Origin of the sequence: Natronorubrum aibiense (assembly GCF_009392895.1) — an archaeon.
Classification (GTDB): domain Archaea; phylum Halobacteriota; class Halobacteria; order Halobacteriales; family Natrialbaceae; genus Natronorubrum; species Natronorubrum aibiense.
Map to the genome: position 1 here is coordinate 2,963,324 of NZ_CP045488.1, position 18,559 is coordinate 2,981,882.

General features: G+C 64.1%; 19 protein-coding genes and 1 pseudogene. 15 read left to right on the forward strand and 5 right to left on the reverse strand.

The features are described 5' to 3' along the window. Nucleotides 1–125: 125 nt before the first annotated feature. Nucleotides 126–326: a multidrug transporter gene (locus tag GCU68_RS14655; RefSeq protein WP_152942831.1), complete on the reverse strand. Its 201-nt coding sequence runs from the start codon at nucleotides 324–326 to the stop codon at nucleotides 126–128. Between the two features lie 118 nt (nucleotides 327–444). Continuing rightward, the gene (gene ligA, locus GCU68_RS14660; protein WP_152942833.1) at nucleotides 445–2,142 is read right to left on the reverse strand and encodes an ATP-dependent DNA ligase LigA; all 1,698 of its coding nucleotides are present in this window, start codon (nucleotides 2,140–2,142) and stop codon (nucleotides 445–447) included. A 113-nt stretch (nucleotides 2,143–2,255) separates the two neighbouring features. On the opposite strand from ligA, the gene GCU68_RS14665 reads away from it, so the two are divergent. The 11 genes from GCU68_RS14665 to GCU68_RS14715 all read left to right on the forward strand — a co-directional run bounded on the left by GCU68_RS14665 (nucleotide 2,256) and on the right by GCU68_RS14715 (nucleotide 12,574). Next, the gene (locus tag GCU68_RS14665; protein ID WP_152942835.1) at nucleotides 2,256–3,809 is read left to right on the forward strand and encodes a hypothetical protein; all 1,554 of its coding nucleotides are present in this window, start codon (nucleotides 2,256–2,258) and stop codon (nucleotides 3,807–3,809) included. Nucleotides 3,810–3,944: 135 nt separating this feature from the next. After that, nucleotides 3,945–4,526, forward strand: coding sequence for a TetR/AcrR family transcriptional regulator (locus GCU68_RS14670; protein ID WP_152943738.1), 582 nt, complete (start codon nucleotides 3,945–3,947; stop codon nucleotides 4,524–4,526). Then, a complete protein-coding gene (locus GCU68_RS14675; protein WP_152942837.1) occupies nucleotides 4,523–6,037 on the forward strand; it encodes an MATE family efflux transporter in 1,515 nt (504 codons plus the stop codon). Before GCU68_RS14670 ends, GCU68_RS14675 begins: the two co-directional genes overlap by 4 nt. Before the next feature lie 135 nt (nucleotides 6,038–6,172). Then, entirely contained in the window at nucleotides 6,173–7,165 is a 993-nt protein-coding gene (gene cofD, locus GCU68_RS14680) for a 2-phospho-L-lactate transferase (RefSeq protein WP_152942839.1), read from the forward strand. A 3-nt stretch (nucleotides 7,166–7,168) separates the two neighbouring features. Beyond that, nucleotides 7,169–7,921, forward strand: coding sequence for a beta/alpha barrel domain-containing protein (locus GCU68_RS14685; protein ID WP_152942841.1), 753 nt, complete (start codon nucleotides 7,169–7,171; stop codon nucleotides 7,919–7,921). A gap of 110 nt (nucleotides 7,922–8,031) precedes the next feature. Continuing rightward, nucleotides 8,032–8,253 (forward strand): hypothetical protein, encoded by a 222-nt coding sequence (locus tag GCU68_RS14690; RefSeq protein WP_152942843.1) that lies wholly within the window; start codon nucleotides 8,032–8,034, stop codon nucleotides 8,251–8,253. A gap of 90 nt (nucleotides 8,254–8,343) precedes the next feature. Then, complete coding sequence (locus GCU68_RS14695) at nucleotides 8,344–9,195, forward strand: triphosphoribosyl-dephospho-CoA synthase (protein WP_152942845.1); 852 nt, start codon at nucleotides 8,344–8,346, stop codon at nucleotides 9,193–9,195. Continuing rightward, nucleotides 9,192–9,806, forward strand: coding sequence for a DUF447 domain-containing protein (locus GCU68_RS14700; protein ID WP_152942847.1), 615 nt, complete (start codon nucleotides 9,192–9,194; stop codon nucleotides 9,804–9,806). The genes GCU68_RS14695 and GCU68_RS14700 overlap by 4 nt, the downstream gene beginning before the upstream one ends. A 162-nt stretch (nucleotides 9,807–9,968) precedes the next feature. Further along, nucleotides 9,969–11,198 (forward strand): cation:proton antiporter, encoded by a 1,230-nt coding sequence (locus GCU68_RS14705; protein WP_152942849.1) that lies wholly within the window; start codon nucleotides 9,969–9,971, stop codon nucleotides 11,196–11,198. Between the two features lie 56 nt (nucleotides 11,199–11,254). Next, nucleotides 11,255–12,217: a cytochrome P450 family protein gene (locus GCU68_RS14710; RefSeq protein WP_152942851.1), complete on the forward strand. Its 963-nt coding sequence runs from the start codon at nucleotides 11,255–11,257 to the stop codon at nucleotides 12,215–12,217. A 165-nt stretch (nucleotides 12,218–12,382) separates the two neighbouring features. Next, nucleotides 12,383–12,574, forward strand: coding sequence for a 30S ribosomal protein S17e (locus GCU68_RS14715; RefSeq protein WP_152942853.1), 192 nt, complete (start codon nucleotides 12,383–12,385; stop codon nucleotides 12,572–12,574). A 110-nt stretch (nucleotides 12,575–12,684) separates the two neighbouring features. Here the strand turns inward: GCU68_RS14715 and GCU68_RS14720 are convergent, their stop codons facing one another. Further along, a complete protein-coding gene (locus GCU68_RS14720) occupies nucleotides 12,685–12,936 on the reverse strand; it encodes a hypothetical protein (protein WP_152942855.1) in 252 nt (83 codons plus the stop codon). Nucleotides 12,937–13,176: 240 nt separating this feature from the next. On the opposite strand from GCU68_RS14720, the gene asd reads away from it, so the two are divergent. Both asd and GCU68_RS14730 read left to right on the forward strand, forming a co-directional pair. After that, complete coding sequence (gene asd, locus GCU68_RS14725) at nucleotides 13,177–14,211, forward strand: aspartate-semialdehyde dehydrogenase (protein WP_152942857.1); 1,035 nt, start codon at nucleotides 13,177–13,179, stop codon at nucleotides 14,209–14,211. Between the two features lie 161 nt (nucleotides 14,212–14,372). Beyond that, nucleotides 14,373–14,744, forward strand: a complete 372-nt coding sequence (locus GCU68_RS14730) for a DUF7344 domain-containing protein (RefSeq protein ID WP_152942859.1) — start codon at nucleotides 14,373–14,375, stop codon at nucleotides 14,742–14,744. Nucleotides 14,745–14,763: 19 nt separating this feature from the next. On the opposite strand, the gene GCU68_RS14735 is transcribed toward GCU68_RS14730, so the two are convergent. Next, nucleotides 14,764–15,777: a D-2-hydroxyacid dehydrogenase gene (locus tag GCU68_RS14735; RefSeq protein ID WP_152942861.1), complete on the reverse strand. Its 1,014-nt coding sequence runs from the start codon at nucleotides 15,775–15,777 to the stop codon at nucleotides 14,764–14,766. Nucleotides 15,778–15,968: 191 nt separating this feature from the next. Here GCU68_RS14735 and GCU68_RS14740 point away from each other — a divergent pair, with 191 nt between their 5' ends. After that, nucleotides 15,969–17,360 carry an NAD(P)/FAD-dependent oxidoreductase gene (locus tag GCU68_RS14740; RefSeq protein ID WP_152942863.1) on the forward strand — a complete coding sequence of 464 codons (1,392 nt, stop codon included), beginning with the start codon at nucleotides 15,969–15,971 and terminating at the stop codon, nucleotides 17,358–17,360. 41 nt (nucleotides 17,361–17,401) lie between these two features. Here the strand turns inward: GCU68_RS14740 and GCU68_RS14745 are convergent, their stop codons facing one another. After that, a complete protein-coding gene (locus GCU68_RS14745) occupies nucleotides 17,402–17,590 on the reverse strand; it encodes a hypothetical protein (RefSeq protein WP_193565092.1) in 189 nt (62 codons plus the stop codon). Nucleotides 17,591–17,758: 168 nt separating this feature from the next. Here GCU68_RS14745 and GCU68_RS14750 point away from each other — a divergent pair. Next, a pseudogene (locus tag GCU68_RS14750) lies at nucleotides 17,759–18,097 on the forward strand (manganese catalase family protein); the annotation flags it as partial. Nucleotides 18,098–18,559 lie beyond the last annotated feature (462 nt).

Here is an 18,559-nt window from a genome sequence, read left to right on the forward strand (position 1 = left end):
GCTGTTTGCGATGGGTCTTAAGGGTGCTTACATATGATCGCCGCGTCGCTGACGGAATTAGGGCTCGAGCGAACAGGTGTATACCCGGTGATTCCGCAGGCAGTGCGATGCGTACGTCACTCGGTTCAGTTGTTACTGTAGCGCAGGAATCCCCTGAAGACGACCAGTATCGCAATCCCAGCAACGACGACACCGATGAGCGTCGGCACGAGTTGGCCACCACCCCACTCCCAACCGAACACCTGCGTTCCGACGACTGCGACGATGGCGATGAGGAGTCCGAATGCGGTGACCACAGCCGACTGATCTGTGTATCCGGAAGCCATGCCAGATAGAATGTTGGTTCTCTGACGCGAAAAATCTATCTGCGGACACGGATTCCTCACCGATTATAGAGCAGCGACGAGTGCTGCTGGAAATCGACCACCAGCACGAATCTGGACGTTACGTCTCACGGAGTCGCTCGAGTCGCTCGAGGCTGTCCGCATCAGCGGGATCTTTGTCGTGGCGTACCCCCTGGAACCGCGGGAAGCGAAGCGCATACCCCGAGGAGTACGTCGGCGATGTCTGGATCTCCTCGTAGCCGACTTCGAAGACGATTTCGGGCGCTACGTCCACCTCCTGTCCGTTCTCAGCAGTGATGTGAGGCTCGAGCAGGTCCGTTAGCGCCTCGAGTTTCTCGTCGGTGATCCCGGTCGCGACTTTGCCGACGGTTTCTAGCTCATCGCCCGCGCGTACGGAGAGTTCGAACGTGCCGAGGAACGTCGCGCGCCGGCCTTCGCCCCACTTGGCCCCCGTGACGATACAGTCGAGCGTTTCGACGTCGGGCTTGCGTTTGCGCCAGTGTTTGCCCCGTCGTCCCGGCGAGTACGTCGATTCGGGATCTTTGAGCATGATACCCTCGTGGCCGGCCTCGAGGGCGTCGGCGTCGATCGACTCGATCGTCTCGGGGTCGTCGGTGCGCCAGCACAGGGAGAGGCCGTCGACGGTCTCGGGGTCCTGCGTCTGGTCGTCGGCAAGCAGGGCCTCGAGTCGGTCGTGGCGCGCCGTCAGCGGTTCCTCGAGCAGATCGTCGCCGGCAGCATGCAGACAGTCGAAGAAGACCGGCCGGACCTCGACGGCTTCCCGTGCCTTCGCGACGTCGTGTTTCCGCCGGAAGCGTTTGAGCACCTCTTGGAACGGCAGCGGCGCGCCCTCGTCGTCGACGGCGACGACCTCGCCGTCGAGAATCGCGGGTTCTGCGAGCGTCGCCTCGGCGAACTCGACGACCTCCGGCAGTGCGTCGGTGACGTCCTCCATGTTCCGCGAGAAGACACGGGTGGCAGCCGCGTCTGCGCCGTTTCCGGGATCGTGGTGCAACTGAACGCGAGCCCCGTCGTACTTCCACTCGACGGCAGCCTCGTCCCACTCCTCGAGCGCGTCGGTGACGGTCCCGGCCTGAGCGAGCATCGCCTGCACGGGTCGGCCGACCTCGAGGTCCATCGCGTCCAGCCCCTCGAGGCCGTCGTCGCGGGCCACTCGAGCGACCTGCCCGTAGTCGTTCGACACCTGCAGCGCGCGTTCGACGCGCTCGCCTGGCACGTCGAAGGCCTCGCTGATGGCGTCGCGGACCGCCCCCTCACCGACGCCGATGCGCATCTCCGAGAGCACGAGGCGGGCGAGATATCGGGCTTCGGCGCTTTCACAGCGGTTGAACAGCCCGAAGAGGAGGTCGACCTTTCGATCCTGACTGCCCGACCCTTCGGCGGCGGCCAGTTCTGAGAGCGTCTCGAAGACCTCGCTGACGGTCAGCGGGTCACTCGCGCCGTCCTCGGTGAACGCACCCAGCCCCTGCTGGCCGCCGAAGTCGTAGCCGGCCGCTACCTCGCCGATCTCGCCGACCTCGGCGAGTCGTTCCTCGACGTCGTCGGCGCTGACGTTCGTCCCCGCGGCGCGAGCGATCGCCTCGTAGCAGGTGTTCGGCCCGATATCGAGCGTTCTCGATCGCCAAGCCGGAAACACCCGGCCCTGCACGAAGCGGGCGACGATCTCGAGGTCGTCGTTCGCGTTCTCGAGGAGATCCCTGACGTGGGCGACGATCTCGAGATCGGCGGATTCGGCGTCGATCGCAGCGGCACGGTCGGCGAACGTGGCGAACTCCATCGGCGGTGTCTATCGTCGGGTGGAGTAAAACGGTTCTGAGAGGCGATCACGACGCCGCACACCACGCGGCAGGAGGGACGGATTTAAAGGTAGTCGCGCCCGCAGGGAGAGGTATGCCAGAGGAGGAACTCGCAGCGCGGGTCGCAGACGTGCTCTCGGTCGACGACGAGGAGTTTCGCGAGCGGGCCGAGGCCGACACCGAGGTGATCAAAGACGCCATTCAGGACGGCGTCTTCGACAACCCGCAGGCGATCGTCGGACTCGAGTACGAGTTTTACGCGATCAAAAGCGACGACGGCACGCTGCGGCGAGTGCCGCGTCGCCTCCTCGAACTCATCGGCTTCGAGAAGGAACTGGGCCTGCACAACGCGGAGATGACGACGAGCCCACAGCCGCTGAACGCCTACGGCTTGCTCGCCCAGGAGTCGGAGGTCAAAGCACGCCTGCAGACGGCCCTCGACGTCACCCAATCGGAGCGCATGCGACTGGTCAGTGACGCGCTCTGGACGATTCCGCCGGAAGGCGAGGACGCGACGACCTACCTCACCGACAGCATCGAGCGGACGATCACGGGCCCGGACGGGATCGAACAGTCGATCCGCATCGCGACCAACATGAGCGACTCGGCGCGCTATCACGCGATGGCCAACACCGACCGGGCCGACGTCGTCGGGATGCATATCGACGCCCCGCACGTCTCGCTCGAGGCCGACACGGTGATGCCCGAGAGCCTCATCACGTCGATCCAGCCCCACTATCAGGTGTCACACGCACCCGACCTCCCTCGATATTTCAACTACGCGCTGCGCGTCGCCGGCCCCCTCCTCGCGCTCGGCGTCAACTCACCGTTCTTCCCGGCCGATCTGTACGACGACGACGCGACGGCCGAGGACGTTCTCGAGGACGGGTGGATGGAACACCGGATCAGCGTCTTCGAGACGATGCTGAACGATCCCGCCACCGGTGAGGGAAAAGTCCGATTCCCGCGCGACCTCGAGACCGTCGAGGAGGCCATCGACCGGATCGCCGACGACGCCACGATGGTTCCGATGCCAGTCACCGAGGGCGAACGCTTCGACGATCAGTTCCCGCACTTCCGGCGCAAACACGGAACCTACTGGCGGTGGGTGCGGCCGGTCTTCGGCGGACCGACCCGCTCGGCTGCCAACGCCCGCATCGAGTTTCGGCCGATTCCGGCCCAACCGACCGTCCGAGACTCGATATCCTTCCTCGCCGGCTTCGCCGGCCTGATGGAGAGTCTGGTTCGCCTCGAGCACCCCGTCGTCGAACTCGACTGGGAACTCGCTCGGGAGAACTTCTATGCGGCGATGCGCGACGGCCTCGAGGCCGACCTGACGTGGATCACCAACGACGGCAAGGAGACGACCGACTGTCTCGACCTCTACGAAGACCTGCTGGCCCACGCCGAGGATGGCCTGACGAACCGCGGGCTCTCCGAGGAGCAGGCCGCGAAGTACCTCTACCCGCTCCGGCGACGGGTTCGTCAGGGCGTGACGCCCGCTTCCTGGAAACACGAGCAGGTCAGTGCCGCCGTCGCTGACGGGGCGTCGCTTTCCGAGGCGATCCACACGATGCAGCGCCAGTACGTCCGCCAACAGGAGGAAACGCTGCTCGAGGGAAGCTTCGCCGACTGGATCGGCGAGTAAATCGTTCTCCGGGGGTTGTTCGAATGTCGGCTCTCATCTCAAGCCAGTAAACCCGAAGATACTTCACTGACTGGCCAGTCAGTTAGGATACGATTGACTACTCAGCCAGTGAATTCTGAGACGACCGACGAGCTCATGGACGCGACCTACACTGCGTTGTGTAAACACGGCTACGCGTCGTTGCGGATGCAGGACATCGCAGACGAGTCGTCGAAGAGCAAAGCCACACTCCACTACCACTACGAGAGCAAGCAAGACCTCCTCTACGCCTTTCTCGACTACCTGACGGACTCCTTTGCCGAGCGAATCGAGACCCTCGAGGGCGAGACGCCGATCGCACAGTTGCTGTCGTTGATCGAGACGTCCCTCGAGCCGACTGAGGACGACGGGCTCAAGGAGTTCCGAACGGCGCTGCTCGAGATCAAAGCGCAAGGACCGTACGACGACCGATTTCGGGCCGAGTTGACGGCGTTCGATCGGTTACTCCACGATCGCATCCGAGCGCTGCTCGACGACGCACGGGACGCGGGACTCGTTCGAGACGATACCGATCCCGACGAGACGGCCGAGTTCATCGTCACGGTCCTGAACGGCGCACAGACGCGTCACGTGGCCGTTGGCCACGAACTCGAGTGTACGCGATCGATGCTCGAGACGTACATCTGTCGCCAACTGCTCGCGGACGACGTGGATCGGACGGAGGTCGGTTTCGAATGACCGTCCGGGACCACATCGATGCGATCTTCAAATCACCCGACGAACTCGACCTCACGTCCGGTGGGATCGCGAAGCCGCTGATCTACCTCTCGATTCCGCTCATTATCACGAACCTCCTGCAGGTCACCTACAACCTTGCGGACACGTTCTGGCTCGGTCAGCACAGCACGACCTCGCTCGCGGCGATCAGCTTCGCGTTCCCGATGGTGTTTTTCCTCATCGCGCTCGCACTCGGCGTCTCGGTGGCGGGGAGCGTCCTCGTCGCCCAGTACACCGGTGCCGGCAGGGACGACGAAGCGACGTACGCCGCCTCGCAGACGGTCATGTACTCGGTCATCGCCTCGGTCGCCCTCGGTGCGTTCGGCTACGTCTTCGCCGAAGACGTCATCGGGCTGCTCGGCGCGTCCGACGACGTCGCGCCGCTGGTCGCCGACTACATGGAAGTGTACTCGCTCGGACTGGTCGCCGTCTTCGGTTTCTTCGTCTTCCTCGCGCTCATGCGGGGCTACGGCGACACGGTGACGCCGATGCTCGTAATGTTCGGCTCGGTCGTGCTCAACATCGTCCTCGATCCGTTCCTCATCTTCGGGTTCGAAGCCAATCCGCTGTTCGGCTATCTGAGCCTGCGCGGTCTCGAGGCCGAGTTGCTCGCGCTCACCGGCTACACTGGCGCAGGGATCGAAGGGGCCGCGATCGCGACCGTCTTCTCCCGGGCGCTGGCGTTCGCTGTCGGCCTCGCGATCATGTTCCGTGGAACACACGGCGTCCGGATCGACGTCTCGCAGATGCGCCCTGACCTCGAGTACGCGCGACGGCTCGTCGACATCGGGACGCCGGCGTCCGTCGAGGGGACGGCGCGGGCGCTGTCGATCAACCTGCTGTTGGTCATCATCGCGATCTTCCCGGAGACGGTCGTCGCCGCGTTCGGGATCGGGACGCGGGTGTTTTCGGTCATCTTCCTTCCTGCGATCGCGTTCTCACAAGGGATCGAGACGATGACCGGCCAGAACATCGGTGCCGGGAACCGAGCGCGTGCGGAACGGACGAACCACTTCGGTGCGAAGATCATGCTGGTGACGCTGACCGCACTCGGCGGGGTCGTCTTCCTCGCGGCCGCACCGATCGTCTCGATTTTCACGACCGATCCCGCGGTCGTCGACGAGGGCGCAACCTTCCTTCGGTACACCGCCCTGACGTTCGGCTTCATGGGCGTGATGCGCGCCTACAGTGGCGGCTTCCGCGGGGCCGGAAAGACGCTCATCGCCGCCGCCATCTCCATTCTCACGCTCGGCGTGATCCGCTTCCCGCTCGCCTGGCTCGGCGCGGAGTATCTCGGCTCGGACGGCGTCTGGCTCGCCTTCGCCGTCTCGACCGTGATCGGTGGGGCGATCGCGTACGTCTGGTTCACCTGGGTGGAGTGGCTCGACGGGACCCTCGCCAGTGAGAGCGTTCGGCCCGGGCCCGAGACCACCGGCGACACGGCGGGCGACAACGTCGGCGGCGACGATTGAGGTTCATCGTCCAACTCACGCTTACACTCGAGCAGTCACCAACCGTGTTCCGACTCGAGACCGGGCGCGCCGGTAGTCGATCCGGCGACGACGGGGCCGCAAGTCATTAAGTACCCACGCTCGAGAGAATCGGTTATGGTAACGTTCCTCTCAGGGGGCACCGGAACGCCGAAACTACTCGACGGTGCCGCCGCCGCGTTTTCGCCGGAGGAAACCACCGTCGTCGCCAACACCGGCGACGACATCGAGCTCGGCGGGCTGTTCGTCTCGCCGGACGTCGACACGCTGCTCTTTCAGGGTGGCGGGGTGCTCGACCGCGAGACGTGGTGGGGGATCGACGGCGACACGCATCGAACCAACACGGCGCTCGCTGATATCGCCGCCGCAGCCGGACTGCCCGAGGGGCCGCAGTATCTCCCCGAGGACAAACAGACTGCCGGCCGCGAGATTGCAAACTGGCGGCGCTTTTCGGGCACGCCCGAATTCATGACGATCGGCGACCGCGACCGCGCCGTCCACATCACGCGAACGAGCCTGCTCGATCAGGGGCAGACGCTGAGCGAGGCGACGGATCGACTCGCCGACGCCTTCGGCCTCGAAGTCGACCTGCTGCCGATGAGCGACGACGCCGTCGCGAGCCTCATCCACACCGACGACGGGCTGATGCACTTTCAGGAGTACTGGGTCGCCCACCGGGGCGAACCGTCCGTCGAGACCGTCGAATTCCGCGGGTCGTCGACCGCCGAGCCCGCACCGGGCGTCCTCGAGGCCCTCGAGGACACCGTCGTGGTCGGCCCCTCGAACCCCGTGACGAGCATCGGCCCGATGTTGACGCTGCCGGGCGTCCCCGAGACGCTCAGCCAGACGACGGTCGTCGCCGTCTCGCCGTTTCTCGGCGACGACGCGTTCTCCGGCCCCGCCGGTGACCTCATGGCAGCGGTGGACGCGGAACCGGGCACCGAGGGACTCGCGACTGCCTACCCCTTTGCCGACGCGTTCGTCATCGACGAGAACGACGACACGGCGTTCGAGTGTCCTACGGTTCGGACGGACATCCGTATCGACTCGCCTGACGACGCTGCTCGAGTCTCACGGGCGGTCGCCGACGCGATCGACCTCGTCACCTGAGCCATGTTCACGCCACCACTCGCACTCGCGAGTCTCAGCGGCGAAGCCGACGCCGACTGGGCCCGCGCCGGAGCCCACTACGCTGGCGCGGCGTTTCTCGGCGGGATCGCCATCGACGACGACTCGAGAGCGGCTGCCCGCGACCTCGTCGCCCGCGACCGCACCGAGTTCCTCCCCGACGATCCGCTCGCGTTCATCGATCGCCAGCTCGCCGCCCTTGAGAACGTCCCCATCCAGCCCGCGTTCAACGTCCGGAGCTCGACTCCCGAGCCGATCCCCGACGCGGCGCGAGTCTGTCGAGGTCGGGACGCGTTGCTCGAGGTCAACGCCCACTGCAGACAGGCCGAACTGTGTGCGGTCGGCTGTGGTGAGTCCCTCCTTCGGGACGGAGACCGGCTCCGTGAGTACGTCGAACTGGCAGCCGAAACCGGCGCGACCGTCGGCGTGAAAGTTCGGGCGGAGGTCCCCGGCGTCGACCTGCCGGCGCTTGCACAGGGGCTCGAGGCCGCGGGGGCGGCGTTCGTCCACGTCGACGCGATGGACAGCGAATCGGTCGTCCGCGACGTCGTCGACGCCACGGACCTGTTCGTCATCGCCAACAACGGCGTCCGCGACGCCGAGACCGTCCGGGAGTACGTCGACTACGGCGCCGACGCAGTCAGCGTGGGTCGACCAAGCGACAACCCGGACGTCTTGGCGCGCGTGCTCGGAGCCGTCGAAGAACAGGACGGCCTCGAGGCGACGTCCTCGCAGTAGCGCGGTCGACTCGGTCGACGACCCGCCGCGCCAGCGCAGCCGACATAAAAGACCGCTCCGTGCAGACGGCTCTTTTTGCGTGCTGCAGCCAACCCAGACGTAGCAACAGTATGAGCCGTCCGGACGAATACGCGGGCGATATGCGCTGGGGCTGGCAGTGCCCCCGCTGTGAGGCGGACGTATCGGTCGACAGAGACCACCGATCGGAGACGTTCCGGTGGAAGTGTCCGACGGACGGCTGTCTCGCCGTCGGCATCGGCTTTTCCTCACGCCGCCGGGCGCGGCTCGCGCTCCGGGAGTACCGCAAAGCGTACCAGAACGTCTATCGTTAATACCCGCTGACAGCAGTTCAACGCGTCTCCATCGGCGAGCCACCGCCGGAGAAGCACAACCCTAAACCGCCACCACTCGTAGCCGACGGCATGCGAACGCCGGCGCAAAACGCTGAACTGGCACTCTTACTCGAGGTCGCGGGCACGCCCAAGCCGGGCAACGTCGACCGCCACCGCGACCTCGAGGACCTGCGATTCGAACACTTCCTCGCGGGGACGGTCGGCGCCCGCGACGGCCTCGAGCTGGCGGCGAACGGCAGCGCGGTCGGGCCAGCATTCGAGCGCGCGATCGAAGGCATGGCTGAACAGGGTGGGGGAAACACCCAGTTCGGGGCGCTGCTGTTGCTCGTCCCGTTGGTTCGGGCCGCCCGAAACGACCTCTCACAGCCGATCCTCGAAGCCGTCTGCGAGGAGACCACCGTCGCCGACGCGGCCGGCTTCTACCGCGCGTTCGACCACGTCGACGTCTTCGTCGGCGAGCCACCGACGGACATGGAACCACTCGACGTCCGCCGCGGCAGCGACGCGATTCCCGCACTCGAGGACCGTGGCCTGACACTTCTGGACGTGATGGACCGCAGCGTACCGGGCGACGACGTTGCCCGCGAGTGGACAACCGGCTTCGAGCGGTCGTTTACCGCCGCCGAACGCCTCGCCGACGCCGACAGCCCGCTGACGGACCGCGCCGCGAGCGTCTTTCTCTCCCTGCTCGCCGAGCGACCCGACACGCTCGTCGCGAACCGACGCGGTGAGGCCATCGCCAAGGAAGTGACCGAGCGTGCGGCCGAGCTGGCCGAACGGGATGCCATCGAAACCGACCGAGACGCTGTCGAGGCGTTCGCCGACGAACTCGTCGAGCGCGGGGTCAATCCCGGCACGACGGCAGACCTCACGGCAGCTGGGCTGTTCATCGCCCTCCAGTGCGAGGCGATTTGCGTATGAACGGCGACCATGGCCACGACGATAACGGCGAGCCGACCGACAGCGCCGACTGGCCCGTCTCGCTATCGGGCGTCACCGAATCCGTCGTGACGACGCTTGGACCGAACGACCTGTGGAACGCCGCGCCGCTGGGGCTGTTCGCCAACGGCGACGGACCCATCACCGCGCGAACGTGGGGGAAGACCCGTACTCGAGGCAACTTCCACCGACAGGGCGAGGCCTACGTCCAGTTCGTCGACGACCCCGTCGTCTTCGCCGACGCCGCACTCTCGATCGTCGAAGGCGAGGAGCCGATCCTCGAGGCCGCGAACGCGTGGGCCCGGGTCACCGTCGAGTCGCTCGAGTCGGGCACCGACGACGGAACTGACTGGGAGCGGTGGGCACTGCACCCCGTTGACGCCGAGATCCGCCGCGAGCGCGTGCCGACGATCGACCGCGGCTTCGGGGCCGTCATCGAGGCCACCGTCGCCGCCTCGAGACTCGGCGTTTCGGGCTACGACGACGACGACCTTCGCGACCGCCTCGAGTACTACGCGTCGGTCGTCGACCGCGCCGGCAGCACGCGCGAGCGCGAGGCGCTCGAGCGCGTGCGCGACCATTCGTCCTGGTGACGAATATTACAGCGGTGACGAGCCACACGCGGGACGAGGGTTTTGTCGATGGATGTGGTATCCCGTGTCGTGTCATCTGGAACTGTCAACTTGCGCCGAGGACGCGAGGAGTCGTCCGACACGGCTCGCGTCGAGCGCCGCGGTTTTGGAGGTCGGTAACCGGTGTCGATCCACGTCGACCTCGACCTCATCGCCCTCGTCGCGGCCATCGTCGGATTCGGCGTCGCGGCCCAGTTTCTCGCCGCGAAGTACCGCGTTCCCAGCGTGCTGTTTCTCATCGTCGCGGGCATCGTCATCGGTCCCGAAGGACTTGAGATCGTTACGACCGAGACTTTCGGGGATGCGCTCTCGACCATCGTCGGCGTGAGCGTCGCCATCATCGTCTTCGAGGGCTCGTTTCGACTCGAGTTCGAGACCATTCGAGACGCGCCGCGGGCGGTCGGATGGTTGGTTACGGTCGGTGCAGTGTTGACATTCGTCGGGACCGCCGTGACCGTTCGGCTGTTGCTCGGGCCGAGTTGGGACATCGCATTTCTCGTCGGTGCACTCTTGGTCGCGACCGGGCCGACGGTCATCACGCCGATCCTTGCGGTGGTTCCGGTCCGCGAAGCGGTCGCGATGACGCTCGAGACGGAAGGGATCGTCAACGACGTCACCGCCGCCATCCTCGCGATCGTCCTCTTTAAAGCGATGACAGCTCAGGAACTCGCACCGCGAGGGTACATCTTTCTGTTCGTACAGCGCCTCGGGATGGGGATTCTCACCGGGCTCGTGATCGCAGCCGTCGTCTGGACGCTCCTCACGCGGGTCGATCTCCCGACTCACGCAGCGCCCCAAATAGCTCGGTTGCTCACGCTGGCCGGGGCCGTCATCGCGTTCGCCATCGCGGACTCGGTGTTCTCGGAGGCCGGCATCGCGGCCGCAGCCACTGCAGGCGTTACCCTCGGGAACCTCGAGTTGCCCCACCGAGAGGGTATTCTGCAGTTTAGCCAGGACGTGACACTGCTCGTCCTCTCGTTCGTATTCATCACGCTCGCAGCGTTGCTCGAGTTCGCCGAACTCCTCGCCCTCGGCGTCGCCGGGCTCGCGGTCGTCGGAGTGTTGATGTTCGTCCTCCGCCCGCTGGTCGTCTTCGTCTCGACGGCTGGCGGTGGGTTCTCGATCCGCGAACGGCTGTTCGTCAGCGCCGTCGGTCCTCGAGGGATTATCCCCGCATCAGTTACGACTCTCTTCGCGATTCGACTCCGGACGGATACGCCTCCGTCCGATCCCGCGGGCGCCGATATCCTGCTCGGAACGGTTTTTCTCGTCATCCTCGTGACGGTCGTCATCGAGGCGGGCTTTGCAAGACAGATCGGCGCCGCGCTCGGGATCAGTCGCTCGAGTGACTGACGGGACTCCGGCGAGCCCCTGAGGTTTATGAGCGAAGCCGCACCCAAGCGGGGTGCATGAAACTCCACTTCAGACAGGCGACGAACGTCTACCGGAAAACGTTCCCGTTCGTCCTGCTGCGAATCGGCGTCGGCATTGCCCTCGGTGTCGCCACCGTCCTCTACTTCGGTGCTGTCCTCTGGATCGGCCACCGATTCCTCGAGGCCGGGACATTCTCAGGCTGGATCGCCGCAATCGGCCTGCTCGTCGCGGTCGGACTGTTCGTCTGGGGCTGGCGACTGGTCAGTCGATACGTGCTGTATCTGGTCAAAGCGGCCCATATAGCCGTGATCGCCCACGTCGTCGACACCGGTGAGGTACCGTCGAACCAACTCCAGTACGGCAAAGCACAGGTCACGGACCGCTTTGCGGAAGCGAGCGCCCTCTTCGCCATCGACCAAGTCGTCAAAGCCGTGGTCAAACAGTTCAACAGCGGCGTCGTCTCCGTCTCGAAGCTGAAGAAACTCATTCGACTGGTCGGTAAAGCGATCGCCATCGCAGCCAGCTACATCGACGAGGCGATCATCGCCCACCTGTTCATCACCGACGACGACAACCCGTGGCAGTCGGCTCGAGACGGCATCGTCCTCTACGGCAAGAACTGGAAGCCCGTGCTTGGCTCGACCCTGCTGATTGTGCTCGGCTCGTACGTCGCCGCGTTCGTCGTCTTGCTTTCACTGACGCCGATCGCGAGCGTTCTGGGCGGACGCTCACCCACGGTCGAGTCCATCGGCTGGGTCGTCGTCGGTGAGCTCGGACTCACAGTCTACACTGGATTTCTCAAGCCGTGGGTCAAAACCGTCGTGATCACCACGTTCCTCGTCGAATCTCGGGGCCAGACGCCCGACAGCGAGACGGAAGCACGGATTGCTGCCCGATCGGAGCGGTTTCAGGACCTCGTCGAGAAAGCTGACGACGATATGTCGGTCGACCAATCCCGCCAAGCGACCGAACGGGCAACACCCGAAGCCGGGCTTTAATCGCCACATCACGGTGCAGTAACACAGGTGGCGATTGGACGCCATAGCTCGAGACTCATCGCCGCCCGCGAGACTGATCCGCGACAGTAGAGTGTGCACCTCAACGGAACCGTCCCGCAGCGCCGAAGAGAAGGCATTAAAAGCCTCTGGACGGAACCACACTGTATGGCAATCAAACCGGCCTACGTCAAGAAGACCGGGAACCTCCTGCTGGAACGGTACCCGGACGCGTTCACGACCGACTTCGAACAGAACAAAGACAGCGTCGAGAAGCTCACGACCGTCGAATCCAAAGGCGTCCGCAACCGAATCGCCGGCTACGTCACCCGCAAGAAAAGCGCTCAGGTACCTGCATAAGCTCCTTTCTGCTTCGAGTTCGACAGCGGTGAGCCGACGGCTTTGTGAACGTCGTGTCCACGATCGATGCCACGGCGGAGAGAAAAAGCCAGTACCGCCGTCTCGAGTCGTCAGTTGTCGAAGCCGGGTTCCATGAAGAACGCGACGACGAGCGCGACAGTACCGACGAATCCGGCGAGCATGAGGCCAGCCGCACCGGAGACGACGTTCAACTCCGTCCCGGCGAGTGTCGATTCCTGAAAGCCCATCCAGCCGATGTATACGGCGATGAGGAAGCTAACGACAGAAAGCACTGCAGCACCGGTCTGGAACGGGGTCTCGAACGGCCCGACACCACTCGAGTTTGCGGTCGAGCTCGTCATCGGGACCACCCCGCGTCCGACTCGAATCGAACCTGTTGTGAGTGCATCGGCAGATAGATTTCGCTCCGTTTTCTTAATCGCTTCTATACTCTCGCACTCGAGACGCGCCACGGGATCGGCTAAATCGGTGACAGAGGCGGCTTCGAGTACCGACGGCAGCCACAACTGGAGGGGGAGACACACGGTGACGAGCGACGGAAACCCAAACGGTTTTGCGGTCGCAACCCCGACTCCCGGAAAATGGCAGTACGAGTTGGCGTTCTCGGTGCGACCGGTGCCGTTGGACAGCGACTGATTCAGCTTCTCGACCCCCACCCGGAGTTCGAGATTGCAGCACTGACCGCGAGTGATTCCAGTGCCGGCAAGACGTACCGGCAGGCAGCCAAGTGGCGCGTCGACAGTCCGATCCCGGACGACGTCGCGGAGATGACCGTCACCGCGACCGACCCCGACGAGGTTCCAAGCGACGTCGACCTGTTGTTCTCGTCGCTTCCCTCGAGCGTCGGCGAGGCCGTCGAACCGGGCTTCTGTGAGGCCGGCTACGTCGTCTCGTCGAACTCCTCGAACGGACGGATGGCCGACGACATCCCGCTCGTCATCCCGGAGGTCAACGCCGACCACCTCGACCTGCTCGAGGTCCAGCGCGACGAGCGCGGCTGGGACGGCGCGATGGTCAAAAACCCCAACTGCTCGACGATCACCTTCGTGCCCACGCTCGCCGCTCTCGAGGAGTACGGCTTAGAGAAAGTCCACGTCGCGACGCTGCAGGCCGTCTCCGGCGCTGGCTACGATGGCGTCACTTCGATGGAGATCATCGACAACGCCATCCCCCACATCGGCGGCGAAGAGGACAAACTCGAGACCGAATCGAAGAAACTGCTGGGTAGCTTCGACGGCGCGGCACTCTCGCTCAACGACGTCGAGGTCGGTGCCTCTTGTAACCGCATCCCGACGATCGACGGCCACTTAGAGAACGTCTTCGTCGAGACCGCTGAGGAACTTTCCCCTGAGCAGGCAGCCGAAGCGATGCGCGAGTACCCATCGCTCGACCTGCACTCCTCGCCGGACCAGCTGATCGAGGTCTTCGAGGACCCCGAGCGACCACAGCCACGTCTCGACCGCACCCTCGGCAACGGGATGTCCATCTCCGCCGGCGGCATCCGCGAGTCGACGTTCGGCCTGCAGTACAACTGTCTCGCCCACAACACGATGCGCGGCGCAGCCGGCGCGAGCGTGCTCAACGGCGAACTGTTGCTCGAGAACGGCTACCTGTAACCCGCCTCGAGCGAGACGCGTTTTTTGCCCCATCGAGGTTCCCAGCGCCGGTAGAATCCGCGTCGAGACGCATCCAGACGGTGAATTGCTCTCGTCGAGTCAGGGGGACATCCTGCACACTTTGGCAGCGGGTACAATTACGGTCGCTCCCAAGCGGAGGTATGCTTCCACTCATCTCCGAGCCCGAATCGTTAACGGCGCCCGCGTCGCAATCACCCTCCGAGACGGACGTCGCACTCGAGTTACTGGCCGATCGACAACGTCGAGCCGTCCTCGAGTATCTGTGCGATCACGAGGACGAAACCACGTTGTCCGATCTAGCAGAGTACGTCGCCCTCGAGAACCGAGACGAATCGAGTGGAGCACTCGCTGCAACCGGCGACGCCCTCTTTGGGACGCGTCGACGCGTCGAACTCTCGCTTCGTCACGTCCACCTGCCGAAGCTAGCGGCAGCCGACGCCATCGACTACGACACCGACACGAACGCCGTTTCGCTGCGAGAGCGAGGAACCGACGTACTCGCACGGATCTAACGTCCCGAATCCGAGCACGTCAGGGCAGCACCTGATTCTCGAGGTCTGCGGTCGGCTCCTCGGCGACGCGTCGAACGTTTTCGGCAACGATGTCGGCGAGTCGCTCGTAGTACTTCGGCGTGTGGCCCGCGTTGTGGGGGGTGATCTGAACGTTCTCGAAGGTCCACAGCGGATGATCCTCGGGCAGCGGTTCGGGATCGGTGACGTCGAGCGATGCGCCACGGATCCAGTTCGAACGCAGAGCCTGGACGAGCGCATCGGTGTCGATGACCGGTCCGCGAGCGACGTTGACGAGGACGGCATCGGGATCGATCGTTACGAACGTCTCGTGGTCGATCAGGCCGCGGGTCGTCTCCGTAAGCGGACAGGCGAGCACGAGATAGTCGGTACGAGCCAGCGCCTCGTCGAACGCCGCCCCGTCGAAACCGATCACCTCGTCGGTCGGGCCGCCTTTCTCTGGACTGTAGCGGACGCCGATCGTCTCGACGCCAAAGGGTTCGAGTCGCTCACAGACCGCCTGCCCGATCGCCCCCAGCCCGACGATCGTTACCGTCGATCCCTGCAACTCGTGGGCCTTGTAGTGGCGCCACTCACGGCGGCGCTGCTGGCGTGCACCGACGTGAAACCGACGCGTAAACCGGAGGATCGCCCCCAGAACGTGTTCGCCGATGTTCGGGCCGTGGACACCCGATGCGTTCGTGACCGTCACGTTCCGATCTTCGAGGGCCTCGAGTGGCAGGTGGCCGGTCCCCGCGTAGGCACACGCGAAGACCTCGAGAGCGTCGGCGGCCTCGAGCAAGTCCTCATCGAGGGTCATGCCGGTGACGAACCGTGCCGCCTCGATAGCCTCGCGCTCCTCGGACGGCGTTCGAGCGAGTTCGATCGTCGCGTTCGGCAACCGTTCGCGGATCGCAGCGACGTACTGTTCGACTGGCATCCCGTGGGTCCCGTTCCGAAGGACGAGCACGTCTGGTGCATCCGTCTCTGTGTCAGCGCTTGCAGCGGATTCGGCATCGCTCTCGCTATCGGTCATATGCACTCCCTCGGACGGTGCGTTCAAAAGCGTTCGTCCATTGGGAGTCGATTCGGGGCGCGCCCGCGGGCGAATCACTCGGCAGTGTGCTCCAGCGACTGGCGCTGTCGTATCGGATCGAAGCCAGCCTCGAGTGTATCCCTGCAGGAATTTCACGCAGTTTAATACGCGCGACGGAGTCTCAATGGAGTATGGAACGCGTTGATGTCGCGATCGTCGGTGGCGGTCCTGCGGGTGCGTCTGCAGCCGAACGGGCGGCTGCCCACGGCGCTGAGACCGTCCTCTTCGAACAGGGCGTCCCGCGAGAGGACCGCGATGGACTCGGCCCCGACTCGACCGACGCCGCCGGCATGCTCGATTACTGGATCGACATTATGGACTTCGACTACCGGGAGATTCCCGACGACGTCATCCACCGGGAGCTCGAAGCCACCGAGTTCGTCGGTCCCAACAGCAGCGTCGAACTGACCACGACGGGAATAGACGCCACGTACCCGAAATTCGGGTACACTTTCCATCGCGCACGCATGGACGATTGGCTCTACGAACGCGCGACCGACGCCGGCGCCGACCTCCGCGTCGGCACGGGCGTCAAAGACCTCGAGACCGACCTTCGTGCCTCGAGCCCGAACGGCCCAACCCACACGTTGACGCTCTCGACCGGCGACCAACTCGAGGCCCAGTACGTCGTCCTCGCTGATGGGCCACAGCGGCGGATCACCCTCGACGCGCTCGACCAGTTTACGGCCCCTGGCCGAAGCGTCTCCGATTACCTCTCGCCACCGAACGCCAACCACATCGCCTACCAGGAGTATCGTGAGTTCCCTCCCGAGTTGTTCGAAGAGTTCGAAGACACCCTCAAGTTCTGGTGGGGGTACATGCCCGGCGAGACCGCCTATCCGTGGGTGTTTCCAAACGACGGCACGGTCGCCCGCGTTGGCCTGACGATGCCTATCGGCATGGAACTCGAGGACGTCTCCAATCCCGCCGCCTACGCGCTGCTCGACCCATCCGACGAGCAACTCCCGACAGGATCGGAGTATATCACTCGTCTCCTCGAACACGAGTACGGCGACGAGTACGACATCGAAACGGACATCCCGATCGTCGAAGACCGCGGCAAATCGAAGGGAACCGAAACGTATCCGATCTCCTCGACGCGACCGATCGACTCTCCCGTCGGCGCGAACATCGCCGTCGCCGGCGGCGCGATGGGAACGACATCCGCCTTCCACGAAGGCGGTTACCACGTCGCCGTCCGGACGGGGAAAATCGCCGGGAGACTGGCCGCAACCGACTCGCTCGAAAACTACAACGACGTCTGGAAACGCGCGATCGGCGACGAAATCCGTCGGAACGTCTCGTTCGCCGATATCGTCAAAGACTACGAACCCGACGACTGGGACTGGGCGTTCGACGTCATCAACGACATGCAGGGATCGACGGGCGACAACGTGTTGATCTCGAAGCGCTACTCCGCCGGCCTCGACGCCTCCAAAATTCTGCTCGCCTACAAAAAGCGTAAGTTCGCGTATCGAAACGGCAGCTACGTTCAACTGTGCGAAGACGAGTACTTCTACTGAACTCGCCGACCAGTCTGCCGGTTGGGACGTTTCGAATCGACTTACGACTCGCTTAGATCGGAATCCGTCTCGAGAACGTGCAGCGTCGCCGAGTCGCAGTCACAGACGGACGACTGGCCAAGCGGCTGTAGACTGCCGTCGGGTAATATCTGGACGACACCGATCTCTCCGTAGCGGTCGCATTTCGCTGCAGCACGTTGTTTCTCGTCGTCGTTTTCCACCAGGGTCACCTTGGGGCCGAGTCGTACCACAGCCAGCGACGAAAAACCCCGTTCTGATCGATCACGAGTGGTGGGTCCGTCATGGGGGATACTGACTCCACATGGGTCCTCGCGTCATTCGAGGCCGACAGTAACGAATCATCGGCCGGTAGTCCAGGACGATCCCTGAACGGCCCCGACCCCGGCATGAAGGATCTGCTCTCGTATTTAATCGCTCGAGATACCATGCACCAGACTCAGTGGCTCGAGGCCCTGGAAACGCTCGACGATCCAGTGGCCAGTCCCCGCAAGCTTCCCACAGGAGCAAAAATTGGGACATCAACTACACATTCATTTCGACTCGACACGAGGCACAGCCGGATCCCGGCTATCCGTGGACCCAGGGCGAGTCGCCGGACGGAAAGCGACAGGTCTCCTACGCCGCCGAACAGCCGGACGAGCGATGTCGTCGCGCTCGATCCGGACCCGATGACGAACAACGAGGCCAACAGAACCACCACCAACTCAGACAAGTAAGATCGACGCATCCGATTACTCCCTTCGATCGCGTCGTCTCTGTTCCCCGAATACGCCAGGTTCCGGTCCCACAAACGTGTCGAGGGTCTTCTGACGACAATCTGCGGCCGACCACGAAATCCCGTCCTCGAGATCGACGAGATTGCCACGAAATCGACCCTGTAAGAGTTAAACGGCCCGGGTTCCTAAGACAAGTGCGTGCCTTTAGTCCCCGTCCGAGCAAACCCATTTGGGTGCGATGACAGTACGGCGAACCCGGGCACGCGACAGTAATTCGGTGGGCATCGCCCACCCGATTGAGAGGCGATACCTCTCCGCCCGGCACGAGGGTTAGCCAGCTGACGCGGCATGCCGCCACGGAATGAGGCTGGACGTTAGTGTTCCGGGTGATACTATTCGTTAAGTCTGAGAGACAGGTCTAATAAGTTGGTTAGTTGCACTTGGATAATAACTACGAAAACC